The sequence below is a fragment of the Halobium salinum genome (assembly GCF_026586625.1).
In the GTDB taxonomy this organism is placed as follows: Archaea; Halobacteriota; Halobacteria; order Halobacteriales; family Haloferacaceae; genus Halobium; species Halobium salinum.
Window position 1 is genome coordinate 111934 of record NZ_JAODIW010000004.1, and the last position, 16487, is coordinate 128420.

At 70.3% G+C, this 16487-nt stretch carries 19 protein-coding genes; 9 read left to right on the plus strand and 10 right to left on the minus strand.

The genetic code is table 11. The features are described from left to right. Positions 1-40: 40 nt before the first annotated feature. A complete protein-coding gene (locus N5095_RS00560) occupies positions 41-922 on the minus strand; it encodes an amidohydrolase family protein (protein WP_267619899.1) in 882 nt (293 codons plus the stop codon). A 480-nt stretch (positions 923-1402) separates the two neighbouring features. Continuing rightward, the gene (locus N5095_RS00565; protein WP_267619900.1) at positions 1403-1864 is read right to left on the minus strand and encodes a MaoC/PaaZ C-terminal domain-containing protein; all 462 of its coding nucleotides are present in this window, start codon (positions 1862-1864) and stop codon (positions 1403-1405) included. 401 nt (positions 1865-2265) lie between these two features. Here N5095_RS00565 and N5095_RS00570 point away from each other — a divergent pair, with 401 nt between their 5' ends. After that, positions 2266-2739 carry a DUF8009 family protein gene (locus tag N5095_RS00570; RefSeq protein ID WP_267619904.1) on the plus strand — a complete coding sequence of 158 codons (474 nt, stop codon included), beginning with the start codon at positions 2266-2268 and terminating at the stop codon, positions 2737-2739. An 88-nt stretch (positions 2740-2827) separates the two neighbouring features. Here the strand turns inward: N5095_RS00570 and N5095_RS00575 are convergent, their stop codons facing one another. After that, a complete protein-coding gene (locus tag N5095_RS00575) occupies positions 2828-3022 on the minus strand; it encodes a cold-shock protein (RefSeq protein WP_267619906.1) in 195 nt (64 codons plus the stop codon). A 141-nt stretch (positions 3023-3163) separates the two neighbouring features. On the opposite strand from N5095_RS00575, the gene N5095_RS00580 reads away from it, so the two are divergent. The 3 genes from N5095_RS00580 to N5095_RS00590 all read left to right on the plus strand — a co-directional run bounded on the left by N5095_RS00580 (position 3164) and on the right by N5095_RS00590 (position 6486). Continuing rightward, positions 3164-3610 (plus strand): hypothetical protein, encoded by a 447-nt coding sequence (locus N5095_RS00580; protein WP_267619908.1) that lies wholly within the window; start codon positions 3164-3166, stop codon positions 3608-3610. Between the two features lie 162 nt (positions 3611-3772). Further along, positions 3773-4981 (plus strand): thiolase domain-containing protein, encoded by a 1209-nt coding sequence (locus N5095_RS00585; RefSeq protein WP_267619911.1) that lies wholly within the window; start codon positions 3773-3775, stop codon positions 4979-4981. After that, a complete protein-coding gene (locus N5095_RS00590; RefSeq protein WP_267619913.1) occupies positions 4978-6486 on the plus strand; it encodes a zinc ribbon domain-containing protein in 1509 nt (502 codons plus the stop codon). Before N5095_RS00585 ends, N5095_RS00590 begins: the two co-directional genes overlap by 4 nt. Before the next feature lie 27 nt (positions 6487-6513). Here the strand turns inward: N5095_RS00590 and N5095_RS00595 are convergent, their stop codons facing one another. From N5095_RS00595 to N5095_RS00605, 3 genes are all read right to left on the minus strand, one after another. Next, complete coding sequence (locus N5095_RS00595) at positions 6514-6864, minus strand: DUF7344 domain-containing protein (protein WP_267619915.1); 351 nt, start codon at positions 6862-6864, stop codon at positions 6514-6516. Between the two features lie 86 nt (positions 6865-6950). Further along, entirely contained in the window at positions 6951-7352 is a 402-nt protein-coding gene (locus tag N5095_RS00600) for a methylated-DNA--[protein]-cysteine S-methyltransferase (RefSeq protein ID WP_267619917.1), read from the minus strand. A 70-nt stretch (positions 7353-7422) separates the two neighbouring features. Next, on the minus strand, positions 7423-7659 hold the full coding sequence (locus N5095_RS00605) for an amphi-Trp domain-containing protein (RefSeq protein ID WP_267619920.1): 237 nt from the start codon (positions 7657-7659) through the stop codon (positions 7423-7425). A 195-nt stretch (positions 7660-7854) separates the two neighbouring features. Between N5095_RS00605 and N5095_RS00610 the strand changes: the two genes are divergently transcribed. From N5095_RS00610 to corA, 5 genes are all read left to right on the plus strand, one after another. Next, the gene (locus N5095_RS00610; protein WP_267619921.1) at positions 7855-8769 is read left to right on the plus strand and encodes a 3-hydroxyacyl-CoA dehydrogenase family protein; all 915 of its coding nucleotides are present in this window, start codon (positions 7855-7857) and stop codon (positions 8767-8769) included. After that, positions 8762-9592: an enoyl-CoA hydratase/isomerase family protein gene (locus N5095_RS00615; RefSeq protein ID WP_267619923.1), complete on the plus strand. Its 831-nt coding sequence runs from the start codon at positions 8762-8764 to the stop codon at positions 9590-9592. The genes N5095_RS00610 and N5095_RS00615 overlap by 8 nt, the downstream gene beginning before the upstream one ends. Before the next feature lie 105 nt (positions 9593-9697). Then, positions 9698-10318, plus strand: coding sequence for a DUF6517 family protein (locus tag N5095_RS00620; protein ID WP_267619925.1), 621 nt, complete (start codon positions 9698-9700; stop codon positions 10316-10318). A gap of 108 nt (positions 10319-10426) precedes the next feature. After that, positions 10427-10603 carry a hypothetical protein gene (locus tag N5095_RS00625; RefSeq protein ID WP_267619927.1) on the plus strand — a complete coding sequence of 59 codons (177 nt, stop codon included), beginning with the start codon at positions 10427-10429 and terminating at the stop codon, positions 10601-10603. Next, complete coding sequence (gene corA / locus N5095_RS00630) at positions 10600-11580, plus strand: magnesium/cobalt transporter CorA (RefSeq protein WP_267619929.1); 981 nt, start codon at positions 10600-10602, stop codon at positions 11578-11580. The genes N5095_RS00625 and corA overlap by 4 nt, the downstream gene beginning before the upstream one ends. A gap of 14 nt (positions 11581-11594) precedes the next feature. Here the strand turns inward: corA and N5095_RS00635 are convergent, their stop codons facing one another. The 4 genes from N5095_RS00635 to trpB all read right to left on the minus strand — a co-directional run bounded on the left by N5095_RS00635 (position 11595) and on the right by trpB (position 16400). Next, positions 11595-12575: an alpha/beta hydrolase gene (locus N5095_RS00635; protein WP_267619931.1), complete on the minus strand. Its 981-nt coding sequence runs from the start codon at positions 12573-12575 to the stop codon at positions 11595-11597. A gap of 66 nt (positions 12576-12641) precedes the next feature. Continuing rightward, complete coding sequence (locus N5095_RS00640; RefSeq protein WP_267619933.1) at positions 12642-13949, minus strand: outer membrane protein assembly factor BamB family protein; 1308 nt, start codon at positions 13947-13949, stop codon at positions 12642-12644. Between the two features lie 210 nt (positions 13950-14159). Then, complete coding sequence (locus N5095_RS00645; RefSeq protein WP_267619935.1) at positions 14160-15053, minus strand: bifunctional methylenetetrahydrofolate dehydrogenase/methenyltetrahydrofolate cyclohydrolase; 894 nt, start codon at positions 15051-15053, stop codon at positions 14160-14162. A 171-nt stretch (positions 15054-15224) separates the two neighbouring features. Next, entirely contained in the window at positions 15225-16400 is a 1176-nt protein-coding gene (trpB, locus tag N5095_RS00650; protein WP_267619937.1) for a tryptophan synthase subunit beta, read from the minus strand. Positions 16401-16487 lie beyond the last annotated feature (87 nt).

Below are 16487 nucleotides of genomic sequence, written 5' to 3' on the forward strand. Positions count from 1 at the left end.
GGCGAATCGGACCGTCCCCGGAGATGGCAGGTCGCGGGGTCTACAGCCCCAGGAACGCCTCGGCGTTCTCCCACAGCAGTTTCCGCTGAATCTCCTCCGAGAAGTTCGTGTGCTCTTCGAACGACGACAGCCACGTCTCGGGGCGAATCATCGGGTAGTCGGTGCCGAACATCACCTTGTCCTTCAGCACCGTCGCGGCGTAGTGGAGTACCTGCTCGTCGATGTACTTGGGGAGCCAGCCCGAGAGGTCCATGTAGACGTTCCCCTTCTGCTGGCAGATGGCCAGTTGCTCGCGCTCCCACGGGAACGCCGGGTGGGCGATGAGAATCTGCAGGTCGGGGTGTTCGGCGGCCACGTCGTCGATGAGCATCGGGTTGCCGTACTTGATTTTCAGGCCGCGTCCGCCGGGGCTACAGGCGCCGAGCGTGGAGTTGCCGCCGTGGAAGACGACGGGAACGCCGAGGTCCTCGATGGTCGAGAACAGTTCCGCGTGTGCCTCGTCGCTCGGGTCGAACCCCTGGGCTATCTGCTGGAACTTGAACCCCGAGAGGCCGAGGTCCTCGACACAGCGGCGGGCCTCCTCGACACAGTCGTCTTTGAGGGGGTCGACGCTGCCGAAGCCGACGAAGAAGTCGGGGTAGTCGTCGCGTACCTCGGCGACGTACTCGTTCGGGACGGGCGGGTTGCCGGTGTTGGTCTCCGCGTCCCACCCGAGGAGGACCGCCTTCCCGATGCCGTGCTCGTGGTACTCCTCGACCATCTCGTCGTAGTCCCACGTGTGGAGGTCGGTGCCGAATCGCTCCGCCGCGTCCTGCATCATCTCCCCGCCGGCGTCGTGGAGGAACTCGCTGGTGGGTTGGTGGGCGTGGGTGTCGATCGCCCGCGGTTCGTCCTCGTCTGCGAGGACCGGAATCTTCGACATACGATTGTGAACGTCCGGCCCCCTGAAAAACGTGGCTGGAACGCGCCCGCTCGGGTCGCGACGGCGTCGCCGACACCGACGGTACTACGGTGGCGACGACGACCGGGGCTGGCGAGTCGCGACGCTGTCGCGGGTACCGAAAAAGGACCGCGAAAGGACGGTCGGGGACCGCGCGTTCACGTGCCAGCGTGAGTGAGACGGCCGACGGGAACGCCGCCGACCGCCACCGCGATGCGGGGGCCCGCCGTCGCCGGCGAGCCTATCAGGACTGTATCAATTATCGCTGATAAATTCACCGCTAGTAAACACGACGAGATTCGTGAAATCGAGTCGAGTCGGGTCGAGTCGGGTCGGTTGGCGAAGTCCAGCGCCGGGGGACCGACGAGTGCCGGGCCGGCGGGGGAGGAGTACCGGAGCGAGTCCGAGCGGACCGGAGTCGTGAGGCGCTTCACTCGGGGCGTCCCGCGGTGAGTGACCCGGTCAGTCGCGGGTCTTCACCATGAACTTCATGTCGCCCTCGAACACCACTTCGTCGTCCTGGTTGGTCATCGTGGTGTCGATGACGACGAGTCCGGCGTCGTCCCGGGAGGAGAACTCCTTCTTCTCGATGACCTCCATCGCGAGCGAGATGGTGTCTTCCATCTTCACCGGGCCGGGGATGTTCATGTAGTTCATCCCGAGGAAGGCGACGACGGTGCGCTCTAAGAAGCCACAGCGGTAGACGAACCCGGTCGCGAGGATGAACGTCATCGGGCCGTGGGCGACGCGGCCCTCGAACATGCTGTCCTCGGCGTAGTGCCGGTTCGTGTGCAGTTCCGTCCAGTCGCCCGAGAACGCCGAGTGCATCACGAAGTCCGACTCGGTGACGGTGCGGCCGACGCTCTGGAACTCCTGGCCGATGTCGAAGTCCTCGAAGTGGTGCGGCCGGTAGCTGTAGGGCATACCGAACCCTCCCCCCAACGATGATTAAAATTTGTGACTGTCGCCGAGGACCGGGGCGTGCTAAGTTTTAACATCACTCGCCGCGCAGATGGGGTCGATGTCGCAACGGCTGCCGTACGTCTGCCGGGAGTGCGAACGACGAGTGAGCTCCGCGGCGTACCGTTCGTCCTGTCCGGCCTGTGGCGGGTCGCTCCGGGGGTCCTCGGCCAGTGGGACCTGAATCCGCGGGCGTCCGCAAGTGAGTTTTCGACACCCCACGACCGGCCGGCGGGAGCGACTCCCGAGCCACGGCTACTTCCGGCGACGAGGGCGAACGCCGGGCCTACGAGGAACTATCGCGGAGGTGTCCCGGAACGCCGAACCGCCGCCGCTATGTTACTCCGACCACCGCTGACAAGCAGATGCCCGCCGACGCACCACTGAGCGACGACCCCGAGCGCATCCGGTCGGTCGCCGTCACCGTCGACGACCTCGTCACCGCGTTGGAGGCGGCCACGCGAGGCGGCCGGGACGCCGTGCTCCGAATCACACCGCCGTTCCCGGCCAGAGCGCGGGCCCGCCTCCACGTCGCCGGCGGGGAGGGGCCGGCCGGCTACGACGGGTCCGTCGACCCCATCCACCTCGACCCCCGACGGCTCGTCGACGGCGAGACGCCGGCGTACCCCGAGGTCGACGAGACCGCGGACCGGTTGGAGGCCGACGGCGACGCCGTCACCGAGGGGGCGCTGTACGAGGCCCACGCGGAGGCGGTCGCCGAGTGGCGTCGAGCGGTCCGCGACCACGTCGTCGACCGGGTCGCCCTCCCGCTCGCCGGCGGAGACGACGCGGACCCACCGGACGAGGGGCACGTCGTCGACGTGAAGCGTCTCGGCTGACCGGCCTGGTGTAGCGTGCGCCGTCGCTCGGGGGTCGAAAACAGGAGAAGCCGCGTTCGTGTGCCGATACCGCCGTCGACGCCGGGGGTTAGAGTCGCTGGAGGTTCTTCGCGCGTGGGCCCTTGTCGGCCTGTTCGATGTCGAACTCGACCTCCTGACCCTCTTCGAGGTCGGGGCCGCCGACGTCCTCCATGTGGAAGAAGACGTCCTCGTCCGCGTCGTCGGTCTCGATGAATCCGTACCCGCCAGTGTCGTTGAAGAACGCGACCTTACCTTTCGCCATTCGCAAGTCTCCACCCACAAGTGGGCACTTGAAGGATAAATAGTTGTCTCGTCCCGGGGCCGAACTCGGCTTCCGAGCGACACGCCTCCCGGTTCTCCCGACGACAGTACGCTTTTGCCGGCGGCGGCTGTCGGTTCGGGTATGGAATCGGATGGGTACCTGCGCGGGGAGAACGCCGGAGCCGAGAACGACGCCGTCGCGCGCTCGCCCATCGTGGCCCCGTACCGAAGCCTCGTCGGGCTCATCTGGGCCGTCGGCGTCCCTCTCCTGTTGCTCGCTCCCTTCGCCGGCGCGCAGGGAGTGGTCGCCGTCTACGTCGTCACCCACGTCTTCCTCGCCGGGTTCGTCCGCTGGGACCTCCTCGCACTCCGTCGGCAGGGCCTCGACTTCGGCTTCGCCCGCCACTTCTGGTTCGCCGCGACGCTGGTGCTCCCGCTCGTCGCGCCGGCGTACTACCTCTACGCGGGCCGCCGAATCGACCGCGAGAACGAGCGTCGCGAGCGCCGGAACGAGCGCCTCGACGTCGGCCAGCCAGGGGCTGACGACGAGTCTGCGTCCCCGCCGCCGTCCGCTCCCGACGCCGAGTGATGGACCTCCGCGGCGACAGGTGACGGCCACCGGCCTCGAAACGGGGCTCGAACCCCCGAGACGGGAGCCGGCGTCCGAAGTACGGCTCGCGTCTGGGAACCCGGCCTGGACCCGGAAGCCCAATCCCGCACACCTATCACGAACGACCGGGAAGAACCGGCCATGAGAGACACGTACCTCGTGGGCGCCGGTCAGTCCGACTACGGCGCGTTCCCCGAGGAGAGCTACCGGTCCCTCTTTCGCACGGCGTACGAGGCGACCGTCGAGAGTGCGGGCGGCGTCGACGCCGACGACGTGGACGAGGCCTACGTCGGCACGCTCGGCGTCGGTGGCCGCCAACTCGGCCTATCGGGTCCAGCCGTCACCGAGCACGTCGGCCTGCGCGGCGTCCCCTGCACGCGAGTCGAGAACGCGTGTGCGGCGTCGGGGTACGCCATCCGACAGGCCGTGATGGCCGTCCGGTCGGGGATGGCCGACCTCGTCCTCGCCGGCGGGTTCGAGGTGATGACCGACAGCTCCTCGGAGGCGACGAAGTACTGGCTCGGCGTCAGCGGCGAGACGGCGTGGGAGCGCATGTCCGGGACGACGTTCGCCGGCGTGTACGCCCAGATGGCCGACGCCTACATGCGCGAGTACGGCGTCGAGCGCGAGTCCCTCTCGCGGGTGGCCGTCAAGAACCACGCGAACGGCGCGAAGAACCCTCAGGCGCAGTTGGGGTTCACCTGCACCGTCGAAGACGCCGAGTCGGCGCCCGCCGTCTCGGACCCGCTCACCCTATATCACTGCTGTCCGACCAGCGACGGCGCCGCCGCGGTGCTCGTCGCCAGCGAGGACGCCGCTCGGTCGTTCGACGAGCGAATCAGAGTCGCCGGCGTCGGCGCCGCCAGCGACCGGGTCGGCCTCTTCCAGCGGGACACCTACACCGGGGTTCCGGCCTCCACCGACGCGGCCGACGCGGCCTACGGCGCCGCCGGCGTCGGGCCCGCCGACCTCGACTTCGCGGAGGTCCACGACTGCTTCGCCATCGCCGAACTGCTCGCCTACGAGGACCTCGGGTTCGCCGAGCGCGGCGACGGCGCCCGGCTCGTCGACGAGGGCGTCACCGACCTCGACGGCGCGCTCCCGGTCAACACCTCCGGCGGCCTGAAGTCGAAGGGCCACCCCATCGGCGCGACCGGCGCCGGGCAGGCCGTCGAGGCGTGGAAACAGCTCACCGGCGACGCGGGCGAGCGCCAACTCGACGACCCGAAACGCGGGCTCACGCACAACGTCGGCGGGAGCGGCGGCGCCGCGGTCGTCCACGTCTTCGAACGGGAGGACGCCCCCGAGCCACGGGGTGCCGGCGCCGGTCGCGGGGAGGTGGGCCGATGAGCGACGGGTCGCCGACGGACGGGAGCGGGGCGCCGAGGGTCGGCATCGCCGGTGCGGCCGCCTCCGTCCCCCGTGCCCGCATCGGCGCCGACGCGGTTCGGGAGGCCTGGGGTCGGTTCCAAGCGTCGGGCGTGCAGTCGAAGGCGGTCGCCGGCGCCGACGAGGACAGCCTCACGATGGCCGCCGAGGCCGCCCGCCGCGCCCTCGACGCCGCCGGCGTCGACGCGGAGCGCGTCTCCTGCCTGACGTTCGGCACGTCGACACCGCCGCTCGAAGAGGAGGACCCGACGCCCAGACTGGGTGCGTTCCTGGGCGTCCCGTCCGGGGCGTCCCGTCGCTACCTCTCGGGGTCGACGCGGGCCGGGACGAGCGCGCTCGCCGCGGCGCTCGACCGCGCGAACGGCGTGGGGAACGAACGCGTTCCCGACACCCTCCCGGCGCTCGTCGTCGCCGCCGACCGCCCGCGAGGGGAGCCGTCGAGCCCCGAGGACCACGCCGCCGGTGCCGGCGCGGCCGCGCTCGTCCTGACCGCCGACGGCCCAGCGACGGTCGGGGACCGCGCCGAGTACGCCGTCGACTACCCCGGAACCCGCTTCCGGGAGGCCGGGAGCGAGCGCGTCGAGGGGCTCGGCGTCTCGGCGTACGACCGACGGGCGTTCGTCGAGACGGTTCGGGGGGCCGTTTCGAACCTCGGCACCGACCTCGCCCACGCCGACGCGCTCGCGCTACAGGCGCCGGACGGGAAGCTCCCCTACCGCGCCGCGGCGGCACTCGGAGCCGACGCGGACCTGGTGAGCGAAGTCACGCCCGTCCACGACCTCGGCGACCTCGGGGCGGCGAGCCCGCTGTTCGCGCTCGTCCGAGCCCTCGACGCGGGTCGCGAGCGCGTCGTCGTCGTCGGGTACGGGTCGGGCGCCGGCGCCGACGCCTTCGAGGTCGTCGTCGACCCCGACGGGGGAGCGCCGCCGACGGACCGCGCAGGCGACTCCGGCGAAGACGTGAGCTACGCAGAGTACCTCCGGCTTCGCGGCGAGATTACGGACGGTCCGCCCGCCGGCGGCGGCGCGGCCGTCTCGGTCCCCTCGTGGCGCCGCAGCCGCGAAGCGCGCTACCGGCTCGTCGCCGGCGCCTGCCCGGACTGTAGTGCGCTCGCGTTCCCGCCGGAGGGGGCGTGTCCCGACTGCGGCTCGCTCGCCGAGTTCGAGCCGGTCGAACTCCCGAAGCAGGGGGTGGTCGAGGCCGTGACGACCGTCTCGCCCGGCGGCGCTCCGCCGGAGTTCGTCCCCCAGGCCGAGCGCGGCGGCGCGTTCGGCGTCGCCATCGTCGCCTTCGAGCGCGAGGCGGACGGCGAGGGTGGTGCCGGTTCGGCGAGCGTCCCGCTACAGGCGACCGACTGCGACCCGGCGGAGCTCGACGCGGGCGACGAGGTGGAGGCCGTAGTTCGACGAATCTACACACAGGAGGGCGTCACGCGCTACGGGCGGAAGGTGCGGCCGGTCGAGTAGACGAGCGAGCGTGCGTTCCGTGCCGAGTCACTGCGTCTCCTCCGTTCGCTCCCCCCGCTCCATATCCTCCGCGAGAGTCACCAGCGCCTCGAACTCCGGGGGGGTGCCGAGCAGTCGCACGACCCCGGCGTCCGGGTCGTACTCGACGAACTCCGCCTCGGCGGCCCTCGGCAGCTGGACGTGCTGAAGGTTTATCGTGACGTTCGCGACCGACTCCTCGCCGACCGTCTCGTCCTCGTCCGCCTCTATCTCCGCGACCCGTTCGGCCAAATTCTCGACACGAATCCGATTCGGCGTGTCCCCGTCCGTGAGGAGATACAGAACGTATCGCCGCCGCTCGTCGCTCAGCAGTTCCAACACGTCGTCGACGGAGGCCATATCAGTCAATAGTGTCTTCCTGATACTTAGTTGCACTCGCCTACGTGTTGGCGATAAGTCACCTTCCGCTCGCGACGGGCCGCGAGTCAGAACGCGTCGAGCGACTCCCCGCGCTCGAAGGCGAGCAGGCGGCGCTTCGCGTCGACCCCGGCCGCGGCGGAGAAGCCGCCGAGGCCGTCGGCGGCGACGACGCGGTGACAGGGGACGACGACCGGGAGCGGGTTGCGTCCGCAGGCGCCGCCGACCGGCTGTGCGGCGGTGTCGAGTTCGGCGGCTATCTCGCCGTAGGTTCGCGTCTCGCCGTAGGGAATCTCGACCATCGCGCGCATCACCTCGCCGGTCAGCCCCGCCGGGAACGAGACCGGGAGGTCGAACGCGCGGCGCTCGCCCCGCTCGTACTCGGCGACCTGCGTCCGGACCGCCTCGGGGGACGCATCGAGCAGGTCGCAGTCGAGGTCGTACTCGTCGCCGCGGACGGAGAGGCGCATCTCGTCCGGAAGGACGGCGTCGGGACGACAAGAAGGGTTCGGACCGCCGGCGGCGGTCCGTCGACGGCCGCTACGGCTTCCAGTCGAGTTTGATGGTGACCGACTCGCGGCTCCCGCGCAGCACCGAGGAGCGCTCGCGGACGTTGATTTCGTACCCCACGCTCGACTTGGGGTGGAGTCGCACCCGCTTGTTGCCGGCCTGTACGTCCACGTCGCCCTCTTTCAGCAGTTCGTCGGCGAGCGCCTGGAGTCGGGCCGCCGCCTCCTCGCGCGTGAGCTTCTCCTCGTGGTACGTCTTGTCAGCCATAACGACGCGTACGGTCGGTCGCGCCGTAATCGTGTGGGTAGCGGTGACAGCTCCCGTCTCGGGCGACGACGGTCCGGCCGAACGACGGCGGGCCGGCGGGGTCGGTGGGTCGACGGGTCGGCGTAGGTGGGTGCGGTCGGCGTAGGGCCGCCGGGAAGGGAACCGCTTAACCGCCCGGCGGGCGGCGCGTCGTTCATGAACGTCTGTGTACTTGGCGCGGGGACGATGGGTCACGGCATCGCGCAGGTGAGCGCGATGGCGGGCCACGAGGTGCGCCTGCGGGACGTGGAGGAGGACCTCGTCGAGGACGGACTGGCGGGAATCCGCGAGAACCTCGACGGCGGCGTCGAGCGGGGGAAGGTCACCGAGGCGGAGCGAGAGGCGACCCTCTCGCGAATCGCGGGGACGACCGACCTCGAGCGAGCCGCGGCCGACGCGGACCTCGTCGTCGAGGCGGTGCCGGAGGACGCAGAGCTCAAGCGGCGGGTGCTCTCGGAGGTCGCCGCCGTCGCCCCCGCGGACGCCGTGCTCGCCTCGAACACCTCCTCGCTGTCGGTGACGGGCATCGCGAGCGCCCTCGACGACCCCGCCCGGTTCGTCGGTCTCCACTTCTTCAACCCGGTCCACATCATGGGGCTGGTCGAGGTGGTCGTCGCCGAGCAGACGAGCGCGGAGACCGAAGCGTTCGCGGAGTCGTTCGTCGAGGACGTCGGCAAGACCGCCGTCGTCGTGCAGGACTCGCCCGGCTTCGCCTCCTCGCGACTGGGCGTCTCGCTGGGCGTCGAGGCGATGCGGATGGTGCAGGAGGGCGTCGCGGACCCCCGCGACGTCGACGCCGCGATGGAACTCGGCTACAACCACCCGATGGGCCCCATCGAACTCGGCGACGTGGTCGGTCTCGACGTGCGCCTCGATATCCTCGAGCACCTCCGCGAGGAGCTGGGCGAACGGTTCCGACCCCCACAGAACCTCCGGCGGAAGGTTCGAGCGGGGAAGCTCGGGAAGAAGACCGGCGAGGGGTTCTACGTCTGGGAGGACGGCGAGATAGTGGGCGTCTCGGGCGAGGTGGAGGCGGAAGGCGAGGAACGCCAGGAGGAGAGCCATGACTGACGGCGAGACGGCATCGACGGTCGACGCCGGCGCCGACTGCGGACTCCTCGACGTCGAGGTGGGCACCCGCGGCGATGGGGTCGCCACCGTCACCATCGACCGCCCCGACGCGCGCAACGCGCTGAACGGGCAGGTTCGCTCGGAGCTGAAGGCCGTGTTCGACGCCGTCGCCGACGACGACGCCGTTCGGGTCGTGGTGCTCACCGGCTCCGACGACGCGAAGGCGTTCGTCGCCGGCGCCGACGTGACCGAACTCCGCGAGCGCGGCGTCGTCGAACAGCGCGAGGCGAGCGAGCGCCCCCGGGTGTACGAGACGGTCGCCGACTGTCCGAAACCCGTCATCGGCCGCATCAACGGCCACGCCCTCGGCGGCGGCTGCGAGTTGGCACAGGCCTGTGACGTGCGCGTCGCCAGCACGCGGGCGAAGCTCGGCCAGCCGGAGACGAATCTGGGACTCATCCCCGGCGGCGGCGGCACCCAGCGGCTCCCCCGACTCGTCGGGCTGGGGCAGGCGATGAAACTCGTGCTGTCGGGTGAACTCGTCGACGCCGAAGAGGCGGCCGAGCTCGGACTGGTGGAGGAGGCGCTCGACCCCGAAGAGTTGGACGACCGTGTCGACGACCTCGCCGCGAAGATGGCGTCGAAGAGCCCGCTCGTCCTGCAGCGCGCGAAGGAGGCGCTCCGGGCCTCCCAGCGGTTGGACCTCGACGCCGGCCTCGACTACGAGTCGGAGCTGTTCGTCGGGCTGTTCGCCAGTCACGACAAGGACGAAGGAATCGACGCGTTCCTCGAGGACCGCGAGCCGGAGTGGCGCGGCGAGTGACCCACACGGGGGGACTTCATCGTCGTCTGACGCCCGTCAGACTTCGTTTCCCGTAGCGACGTATCGGTAGGAAAGTTCTTGTCGACGGGGTTGAAACGCCGGGTCATGGTGCGGAGACGACGCCTGCTCGCGGGTGCCCCGGCGGCGCTCGCGCTCGGGTTCGGAAGCGGGTGCCTCGGTGTCATCAACGGCGACGGCCTCAGCTTCGAGGCGTCCGGTGCCAGGACGGAGCCGACCGGCGGGTACGAGTTTGCGAACTCGCGACCCTCGACGTTAGAACGCCAGGTCGCCGGACGGACCGTGACCGTCACGAATCACGTCGCGACCTACGAGAAGACGCTCGAAGTCCCCGGCGTCGGCGAGTCGAAACTCGGCGCGTTCGCGCTGGTCGCCTCCCCGGACGTGGAGGTCGCGGGCGAGTCGCTGAACCCCATCGGGACGTTCGACAACGCCCGGCTCGTCGAGGAGTTCGCGGCCAACTACGGCGGCATCGAGTCGCCGAAGCCGGCCGGTTCGACGACGGTACGGATGCTCGGCTCGGACGTCGAGGTGTCGAAGTACACGGCGACGACGACGTACGAGGGCGTCGAGGTCGACGTCGCGGTGCACGTCGGGAAGGTCCGCCACGAGGGCGACTACGTGGTCGCGCTCGGCGTGTACCCGACGCGGTTCGACGAGGCCGAGACGGTTCACGCGATGGTCGAGTCCGTCTCACACCCGGCCTAACCTCCGGTTCGGACGGCTCGCTCTCCCGGAGTCGGCTACGGACGACCACACAGGCACCACACGCCGGCCAACGCTTTTCACGTCGCGCCGCGTCCGCCGGCGGTAGCAATGGCTACGAGTCCAACGGCCGTCGCGGGCGCGGTGCTCACGGGGCTCTCGGTGCTCGGCTACCTCGTCGGGGTCGCCACAGCCTACCCGGGACGGGCGTTCTCTCTGACCGGGCTGATGGTCGGACTCACGCTACTCGCCGTCGGCGCCGGTCGCCAGCGAGGTGAGCGCGGATGATCGAGGCCGCCGTCTTCGCCCCGTCGGGGACGGAGCGCCACTCGGCGGACACGAGGTCCGCCCTCGCCGACGCGAAGGCGGCACCCGGCACGACCTGGGTCCGGGTCACCGGCGACGACCCGACCGAGTTGAGCCTCGTCACCGACGTCTTCGACGTGCACGCCCTGTCGGTCGAGGACGTCCGTAGCGGGGTGCGCCCGAAGACGGAGGACTACCCGAACCACGTGTTCGTGCTGGCGAAGACCGCGAGCCTCCGCCGCGGGGAGACGACGTTCGAAGACGAGGTGCGCACCGAGCCGGTCGGGCTGTTCGTCGGCCCCGACTGGCTGGTGACGATGACGACCGACGAGGTCGACGCCGTCTCGCGGGTGTGGGAGGGGACCCTCGGCGAGGACGCCCGCATCCTCAGAGCCGGTCCGGACTTCGCTGCCTACCGGGTGCTCGACCGGCTCGTCGACGACTACTTTCTCCTGCTCGACGACGTGGAGACGACCATCGAGACCATCGAGGAGGGCGTCCTCGACGGGCCCGACCCCGAGGTGCTGGAGGCGCTGAACGCCGTCCGCCGCGACCTGCTCTCCTTCCGGAAGGTGCTGTGGCCGACCCGCGAGGCCGTCGGGACGCTCGCCCGCGGCGACGTGGACGAGGTGCGGACGGCGACCGAGAAGTACTACCGCGACGTGTACGACCACCTCGTCGAACTGGTCGACCTCACCGAGACCTACCGCGACCTCGCCCGCGGCGCCCGCGACATCTACCAGAACACGGTCGCCCAGTCGACGAACGAGGTGATGAAGACGCTCACCGTCGTCGCGACCGTGCTCCTGCCGCTGACGTTCGTCGTCGGCGTCTACGGCATGAACTTCTCCTCGATGCCCGAACTGGAGTGGGCGTACGGCTACCACGCGGTGATGCTCGGCATGGCGCTCGTCTCGCTCGTGCTCGTCGCGTACTTCCGCCGACACGGGTGGTTGTAGGGGAGGACACGGGGCTACTCGGCCGTCTCGAACCCGGCGCGCAAGTCCGCCGCGAGGTCCTCGACCATCCGCCTCGCCTGCGTCACGCCCGGTTCGCCGAGCATCGTGATGGCGCCGTGAATCATGTCGTCGTAGTGGAGACGGCTCACGTCGACGCCGGCCGATTCCAAGACGTCGGCGTAGGCCAGTCCCTCGTCCCGGAGCGGGTCGAACCCGCAGGTCAGCACCGTCGTCGGGGGCAAGTCCTCGTACGAGCAGGCCGCCATCGGAAACGCGTACGGGTTGGCCCGCTCCAGTGCGTGCCGGAAGTAGTGGCCGTAGAAGTACCGAACCGTCGAGCGTTCGAGCAGATACCCCGTCTCGTTCTCGTCGTAGGAGTCCCAGTCCTCGCTCCCGCTCGTCCCCGGGTAGATCAACGACTGGTAGTCGATGCCGGGGCCGTCTCGGTCGCGCGCGAGAAGGGTGACGACGGCAGCGAGAGTGCCGCCGGCGCTGTCGCCCGAGACGGCCAGCCGACCGTCCCCGCCGACAGCGTCGGGGTTGTCCGCGACCCACTCGGTCGCCGCGTAGGCGTCGGCGACGGCCGCGGGAAACGGATGCTCGGGTGCGAGGCGGTACGCGACGGAGACGACGACGCAGTCGGCGTCGTTCGCGAGCGCGCGACAGGTCGCGTCGCGCGTCTCCAGGTCGCCGATGACGAACCCGCCCCCGTGAAAGAAGACGACGACCGGCGCGCCGGCCCCGTCGTCGGAAGCCGACGCAACCGACTCCGGCGTGTACACCCGTACCGGTATCTCGTCGGCCCGGTCGTCGGGGCCGGGAACCGTTCGCTCCTCGACGCTGTCGACGGGTTCGCGGTGCTCCTCGGGGACGACGGCGAGTTCGTCCCAGAGCGCCCGGGCCTCCGCCGGGGTCATGTCGACGATATCCGGGAGGTCCGCCTCCTCGCGCAGCCTGAGCATCTCCGCCGCGTCGCGGTCTAACTGGTCCGGCATCACCGCGTGAGACGGTGGCAGCCGACAAAGGGTTCCGGGTGGTGACACCGGTCGGTCGACGACGGCTCAGCCGTCCGACGGGCCGAGGCAGGTGACCCCCCGCTCGCTCGCCACGAACAGGTGGTCGCCCGCGACGACGGGCGGGGCGAACAGGTCCCCGAGGTCGACCGACCAGTCGGCGCGGGTCCGCCCCGCGACGGAAGCAGGGGACTGCGAGACGGCGTACAGGCGGTTCCCGGCGCCCGTGTAGAAGACGTGGTCGCCCGCGACGGTCGGGGAGTTGTCGGCGTACACGTCGCCGTCGGAGTCGTCGCCGAACGGGTTCGACGGGGAGAACGACCACCGTTCGGCGCCGGTGTCGGGGTCGAGCGCGAGCAGGTCGCCCGCGAACGTCGCCGCGTACAGGTTCTCCGGCCCCAGCGCGAGCGAGGAGTCGACGCCGACCTCGGTGAGGCGACGGCGCCACTCGCGCTGGCCCGTCACGATGTTCACCGCCGTAATCGCGCCCGCGTCGAACTCCGGGTCGCTGGCGCCGACGTACACGGTCGTGTCGTCCACCAGCGGCGCCGATTTCGTCCACGCCGCGCCGACCGGCGCCTCCCAGTGCTCCGCACCGCTCTCGCGGTCGACACCGACGAGTTGGCCGTCCATGTCGCCGGCGACGACGAGGCCGCCGGTGACGGCGGGCGGCGCCTCCAGCAGGCCGGTCTCCTGTCGCCAGCGGGTCCGGCCGTCCGCGAGGTCGACCGCGTACAGAGCGGGCCGACCGTCGGCCGTAGCGACGAACGCGGTGTCGCCGGCGACCGTGACGCCGCGGACCGCACCGGAGAGCCGGTCGCCCGTCGTCCACTGCTGGGTTCCTCGGCGGTCGTAGGCGTACAGCGTCCCGTGACGACCGACGAGGACGAGGTCGCGGTCGGGACCCGAAACGACCGTCGGGCCGGTCGTCTCCCAGTCGTCGTCCGAGAGGCCGACGTGCCACGTCGGGGTTCCGTCCGCGAGGTCGAGCGCGACGAGGTGGCCGTCGTTGTACTCGGTGGCGTAGACGGTGTCGCCGACGACGGCCGGTTCGTGGCGCAGCCACGCGGCGCCGTTCGGCCACTCGTACTGCCAGACGACTCCCGGCTTCGAACCCGGACCGGGTCCCGGCGCTCGACCGCGGTTCCGTGCGTCGTGACGACGGGCCGGCCACCCGTCGCCGACGGAGTCGGTGGTCGGTGCCGGCGCCGAGCGTGACCGAATCTTCCGGTCCTTAAACCCCTGGACGGTACAGCCGGAGAGGGCGACGAGGCCGACCGCACCGGCCGTGCCGAGGAACGCGCGGCGAGAGGACGGTCTCGAGTCGGTGCGAGAACCGCGTGGAGGGGACGACACACCCGGAGGTGCCGTCAATCTATCAAGTGTCTTCTGCTCCGTCGACGGAGTACGCCCCGACAGACGACGACCGGCCGAACGACCGGCAGGGTGGGGCTCCGGACGGAGCCGGGTCGCCGGAGCGAGGCTTCCGGAAACGGTCACCGCACGAGAGTCAGGCGAAGTGGCGTCCACTTCGACCGCATCGGAGGAGCGTGTCGAGAACTGGAACTACGGCAGGTCCACGTCGACGCCGGTCTGCTCGCTCGCCGCCTTCACCGTGTTCCACAGGAGCATCGCGCGGGTCATCGGCCCGACGCCGCCGGGGACGGGCGTGATGTAGTCGGCCTTCTCCTTCGCGCTCTCGTACTCCACGTCGCCGATGAGTTCGTACCCCTTCTCGGTGTCCGCCTCGACGCGGTTGATGCCCACGTCGACGACCGTACAGCCCGGGGAGAGCATGTCGCCGGTTATCATCTCGGGGACGCCCGCGGCGGCGACGACGACGTCGGCCTCGCGGGTCTTCGCCGCGAGGTCGTCGGTGCGGGAGTGACACACCGTCGTCGTGGCGTTGCCGCCCGGTGCCTTCTGGATGAGGAGGTTCGCCATCGGCTTGCCGACGATGTCCGAGCGGCCGACGACGACGGCGTCGGCGCCCTCCGTCTCCACGTCGTAGGCGTCGAGGAGTTTCTGCACGCCGTGGGGCGTACAGGGCTTGAACCGGGCGTCGCCGGCGACGAGTCGACCGACGTTCTCCGGGTGGAACCCGTCGACGTCCTTCACCGGGTCGACCGAGCGGATGACCTCCCGGGTGTCGACGTGGTCGGGAACCGGCATCTGCACGAGGTAGCCGTGGACGTCGTCGCGGCCGTTCAGGTCCTCGATGGTGTCGAACAGCTCCTCGGCGGGCGCCTCGGGGTCGAGTTCGACGTGAATCCCCTCGATGCCGACCTCCTCGCAGTCGCGCTGTTTCATCGAGACGTACGTTTCGCTGGCGGGGTCGTCGCTCATCAGGACGGTGGCGAGCCCGGGCGTGTGGCCCGCGTCGGTCAGCGTCGAGATGGCGTCCTCCAACCCGTCGCGGACCTCCGCGGCGACCGCGTTGCCGTCGATGACAGTCGTCATACTCGGAGGGGCGCGGCCCGGACCCTTCAACCCTCGGGTTCGTGTACAACTCTCTCTGCCAAACCGTGAAAGTATGCGAGTTCGTGCTTACCTCGGCGCGGCAACGGTCGTCGAACGGCACGGTCGCGTGGACAGCGCGATACCGGGGCGGCGGGAGCGGTCGTGCGCCGCCTAGAGGTCGAACATCCGGGCGACCTGCTCCACGTCCTTGTCGCCGCGCCCGGAGAGGTTCACCAGAATCGAGTCGTGTTCGCCCTCGGCGGCGAGGTCCTTCGCCAGTGCGACCCCGTGGGCCGACTCCAGCGCGGGGATGATACCCTCCTGCTCGGAGAGGTCGCGGAAGGCGGCCAGCGCGGCGTTGTCGTCCACGCCGCGGTACTCACAGCGCCCGACGGCGCGGAACATGGCGTGCTCGGGGCCGACGCCGGGGTAGTCGAGGCCGGCGGAGACGGAGTGGACCTCCACGTCCTCGTCGATGACGCGGGTGCGCATCCCGTGGATGACCTCGTCTCTCCCCTTCGCGAGCGGGGCGGCGTGACGCGCCGAGTCGGCCCCCTCGCCGCCGCCCTCGGCGCCGTAGAAGGCGACCGGGTCGTCCCGGAAGGCGTGAAAGAGGCCGATGGCGTTCGACCCGCCGCCGACGCAGGCGACCGCGGCGTCGGGCAGGCCGCCGGTCCGTGCCTCGAACTGCCGCCGGGCCTCCTCGCCGATGACGGACTGGAACTCCCGGACCATCCGCGGGAACGGGTCGGGACCGACCACGGAGCCGACCAGGTAGTGGGTGTCTTCGACGTTGTGAGCGAAATCCTCGAGCGCGGCGTCGACGGCGTCGGCGAGGCCGGACCCACCGTCGGTGACCTCGTTCACTTCGGCGCCCATCAGACGCATGCGGAAGACGTTCATCCGCTGGCGGTCGGCGTCTTTCTTCCCCATGTATATCTCCGTGTCGAGGTCGAAGAGCGCGCCGACCATCGCTGTCGCGACGCCGTGCTGGCCCGCCCCCGTCTCCGCGATGAGGCGTTCCTTCCCCGCCTTGTCGGCCAAGAGGGCCTGTCCCAGACAGTTGTTGATTTTGTGCGCCCCGCCGTGGAGCAGGTCCTCACGTTTGAGGTAGATGTCGGCGCCGTAGGCCTCCGAGAGATTGCCGGCGTAGGTGATGGACGTCGGGCGGCCGGCGTACTCCTCCAGGAGGTCCCGAAACTCCGCGTGGAACTCGGGCGTCCGTGCGATTCCCTCGAACGCCTCGGCGAGTCGGTCGAGGGGCTCCTCCATCACCTCCGGGACGTACCGGCCGCCGTACCCCTCGAAGTCGCCGTCTTCGGAGGACTGTGTGGACTGGTCTGACATGGCACGAACACGGGTGCTGATGCACAAAACTGTATCGGAGCCCTCAGTTTCGGTGAAACGGAGCGGCCGCCGGGCCACCCGCCCCGA

Excerpts from the sequence above, each read along its gene's own strand:
- N5095_RS00560 (WP_267619899.1), bottom strand. The coding sequence starts at position 922 with ATGTCGAAGATTCCGGTCCTCGCAGACGAGGACGAACCGCGGGCGATC.
- N5095_RS00565 (WP_267619900.1), bottom strand. The coding sequence starts at position 1,864 with ATGCCCTACAGCTACCGGCCGCACCACTTCGAGGACTTCGACATCGGC.
- N5095_RS00570 (WP_267619904.1), top strand. The coding sequence starts at position 2,266 with ATGCCCGCCGACGCACCACTGAGCGACGACCCCGAGCGCATCCGGTCG.
- N5095_RS00575 (WP_267619906.1), bottom strand. The coding sequence starts at position 3,022 with ATGGCGAAAGGTAAGGTCGCGTTCTTCAACGACACTGGCGGGTACGGA.
- N5095_RS00580 (WP_267619908.1), top strand. The coding sequence starts at position 3,164 with ATGGAATCGGATGGGTACCTGCGCGGGGAGAACGCCGGAGCCGAGAAC.
- N5095_RS00585 (WP_267619911.1), top strand. The coding sequence starts at position 3,773 with ATGAGAGACACGTACCTCGTGGGCGCCGGTCAGTCCGACTACGGCGCG.
- N5095_RS00590 (WP_267619913.1), top strand. The coding sequence starts at position 4,978 with ATGAGCGACGGGTCGCCGACGGACGGGAGCGGGGCGCCGAGGGTCGGC.
- N5095_RS00595 (WP_267619915.1), bottom strand. The coding sequence starts at position 6,864 with ATGGCCTCCGTCGACGACGTGTTGGAACTGCTGAGCGACGAGCGGCGG.
- N5095_RS00600 (WP_267619917.1), bottom strand. The coding sequence starts at position 7,352 with ATGCGCCTCTCCGTCCGCGGCGACGAGTACGACCTCGACTGCGACCTG.
- N5095_RS00605 (WP_267619920.1), bottom strand. The coding sequence starts at position 7,659 with ATGGCTGACAAGACGTACCACGAGGAGAAGCTCACGCGCGAGGAGGCG.
- N5095_RS00610 (WP_267619921.1), top strand. The coding sequence starts at position 7,855 with ATGAACGTCTGTGTACTTGGCGCGGGGACGATGGGTCACGGCATCGCG.
- N5095_RS00615 (WP_267619923.1), top strand. The coding sequence starts at position 8,762 with ATGACTGACGGCGAGACGGCATCGACGGTCGACGCCGGCGCCGACTGC.
- N5095_RS00620 (WP_267619925.1), top strand. The coding sequence starts at position 9,698 with ATGGTGCGGAGACGACGCCTGCTCGCGGGTGCCCCGGCGGCGCTCGCG.
- N5095_RS00625 (WP_267619927.1), top strand. The coding sequence starts at position 10,427 with ATGGCTACGAGTCCAACGGCCGTCGCGGGCGCGGTGCTCACGGGGCTC.
- corA (WP_267619929.1), top strand. The coding sequence starts at position 10,600 with ATGATCGAGGCCGCCGTCTTCGCCCCGTCGGGGACGGAGCGCCACTCG.
- N5095_RS00635 (WP_267619931.1), bottom strand. The coding sequence starts at position 12,575 with ATGCCGGACCAGTTAGACCGCGACGCGGCGGAGATGCTCAGGCTGCGC.
- N5095_RS00645 (WP_267619935.1), bottom strand. The coding sequence starts at position 15,053 with ATGACGACTGTCATCGACGGCAACGCGGTCGCCGCGGAGGTCCGCGAC.
- trpB (WP_267619937.1), bottom strand. The coding sequence starts at position 16,400 with ATGTCAGACCAGTCCACACAGTCCTCCGAAGACGGCGACTTCGAGGGG.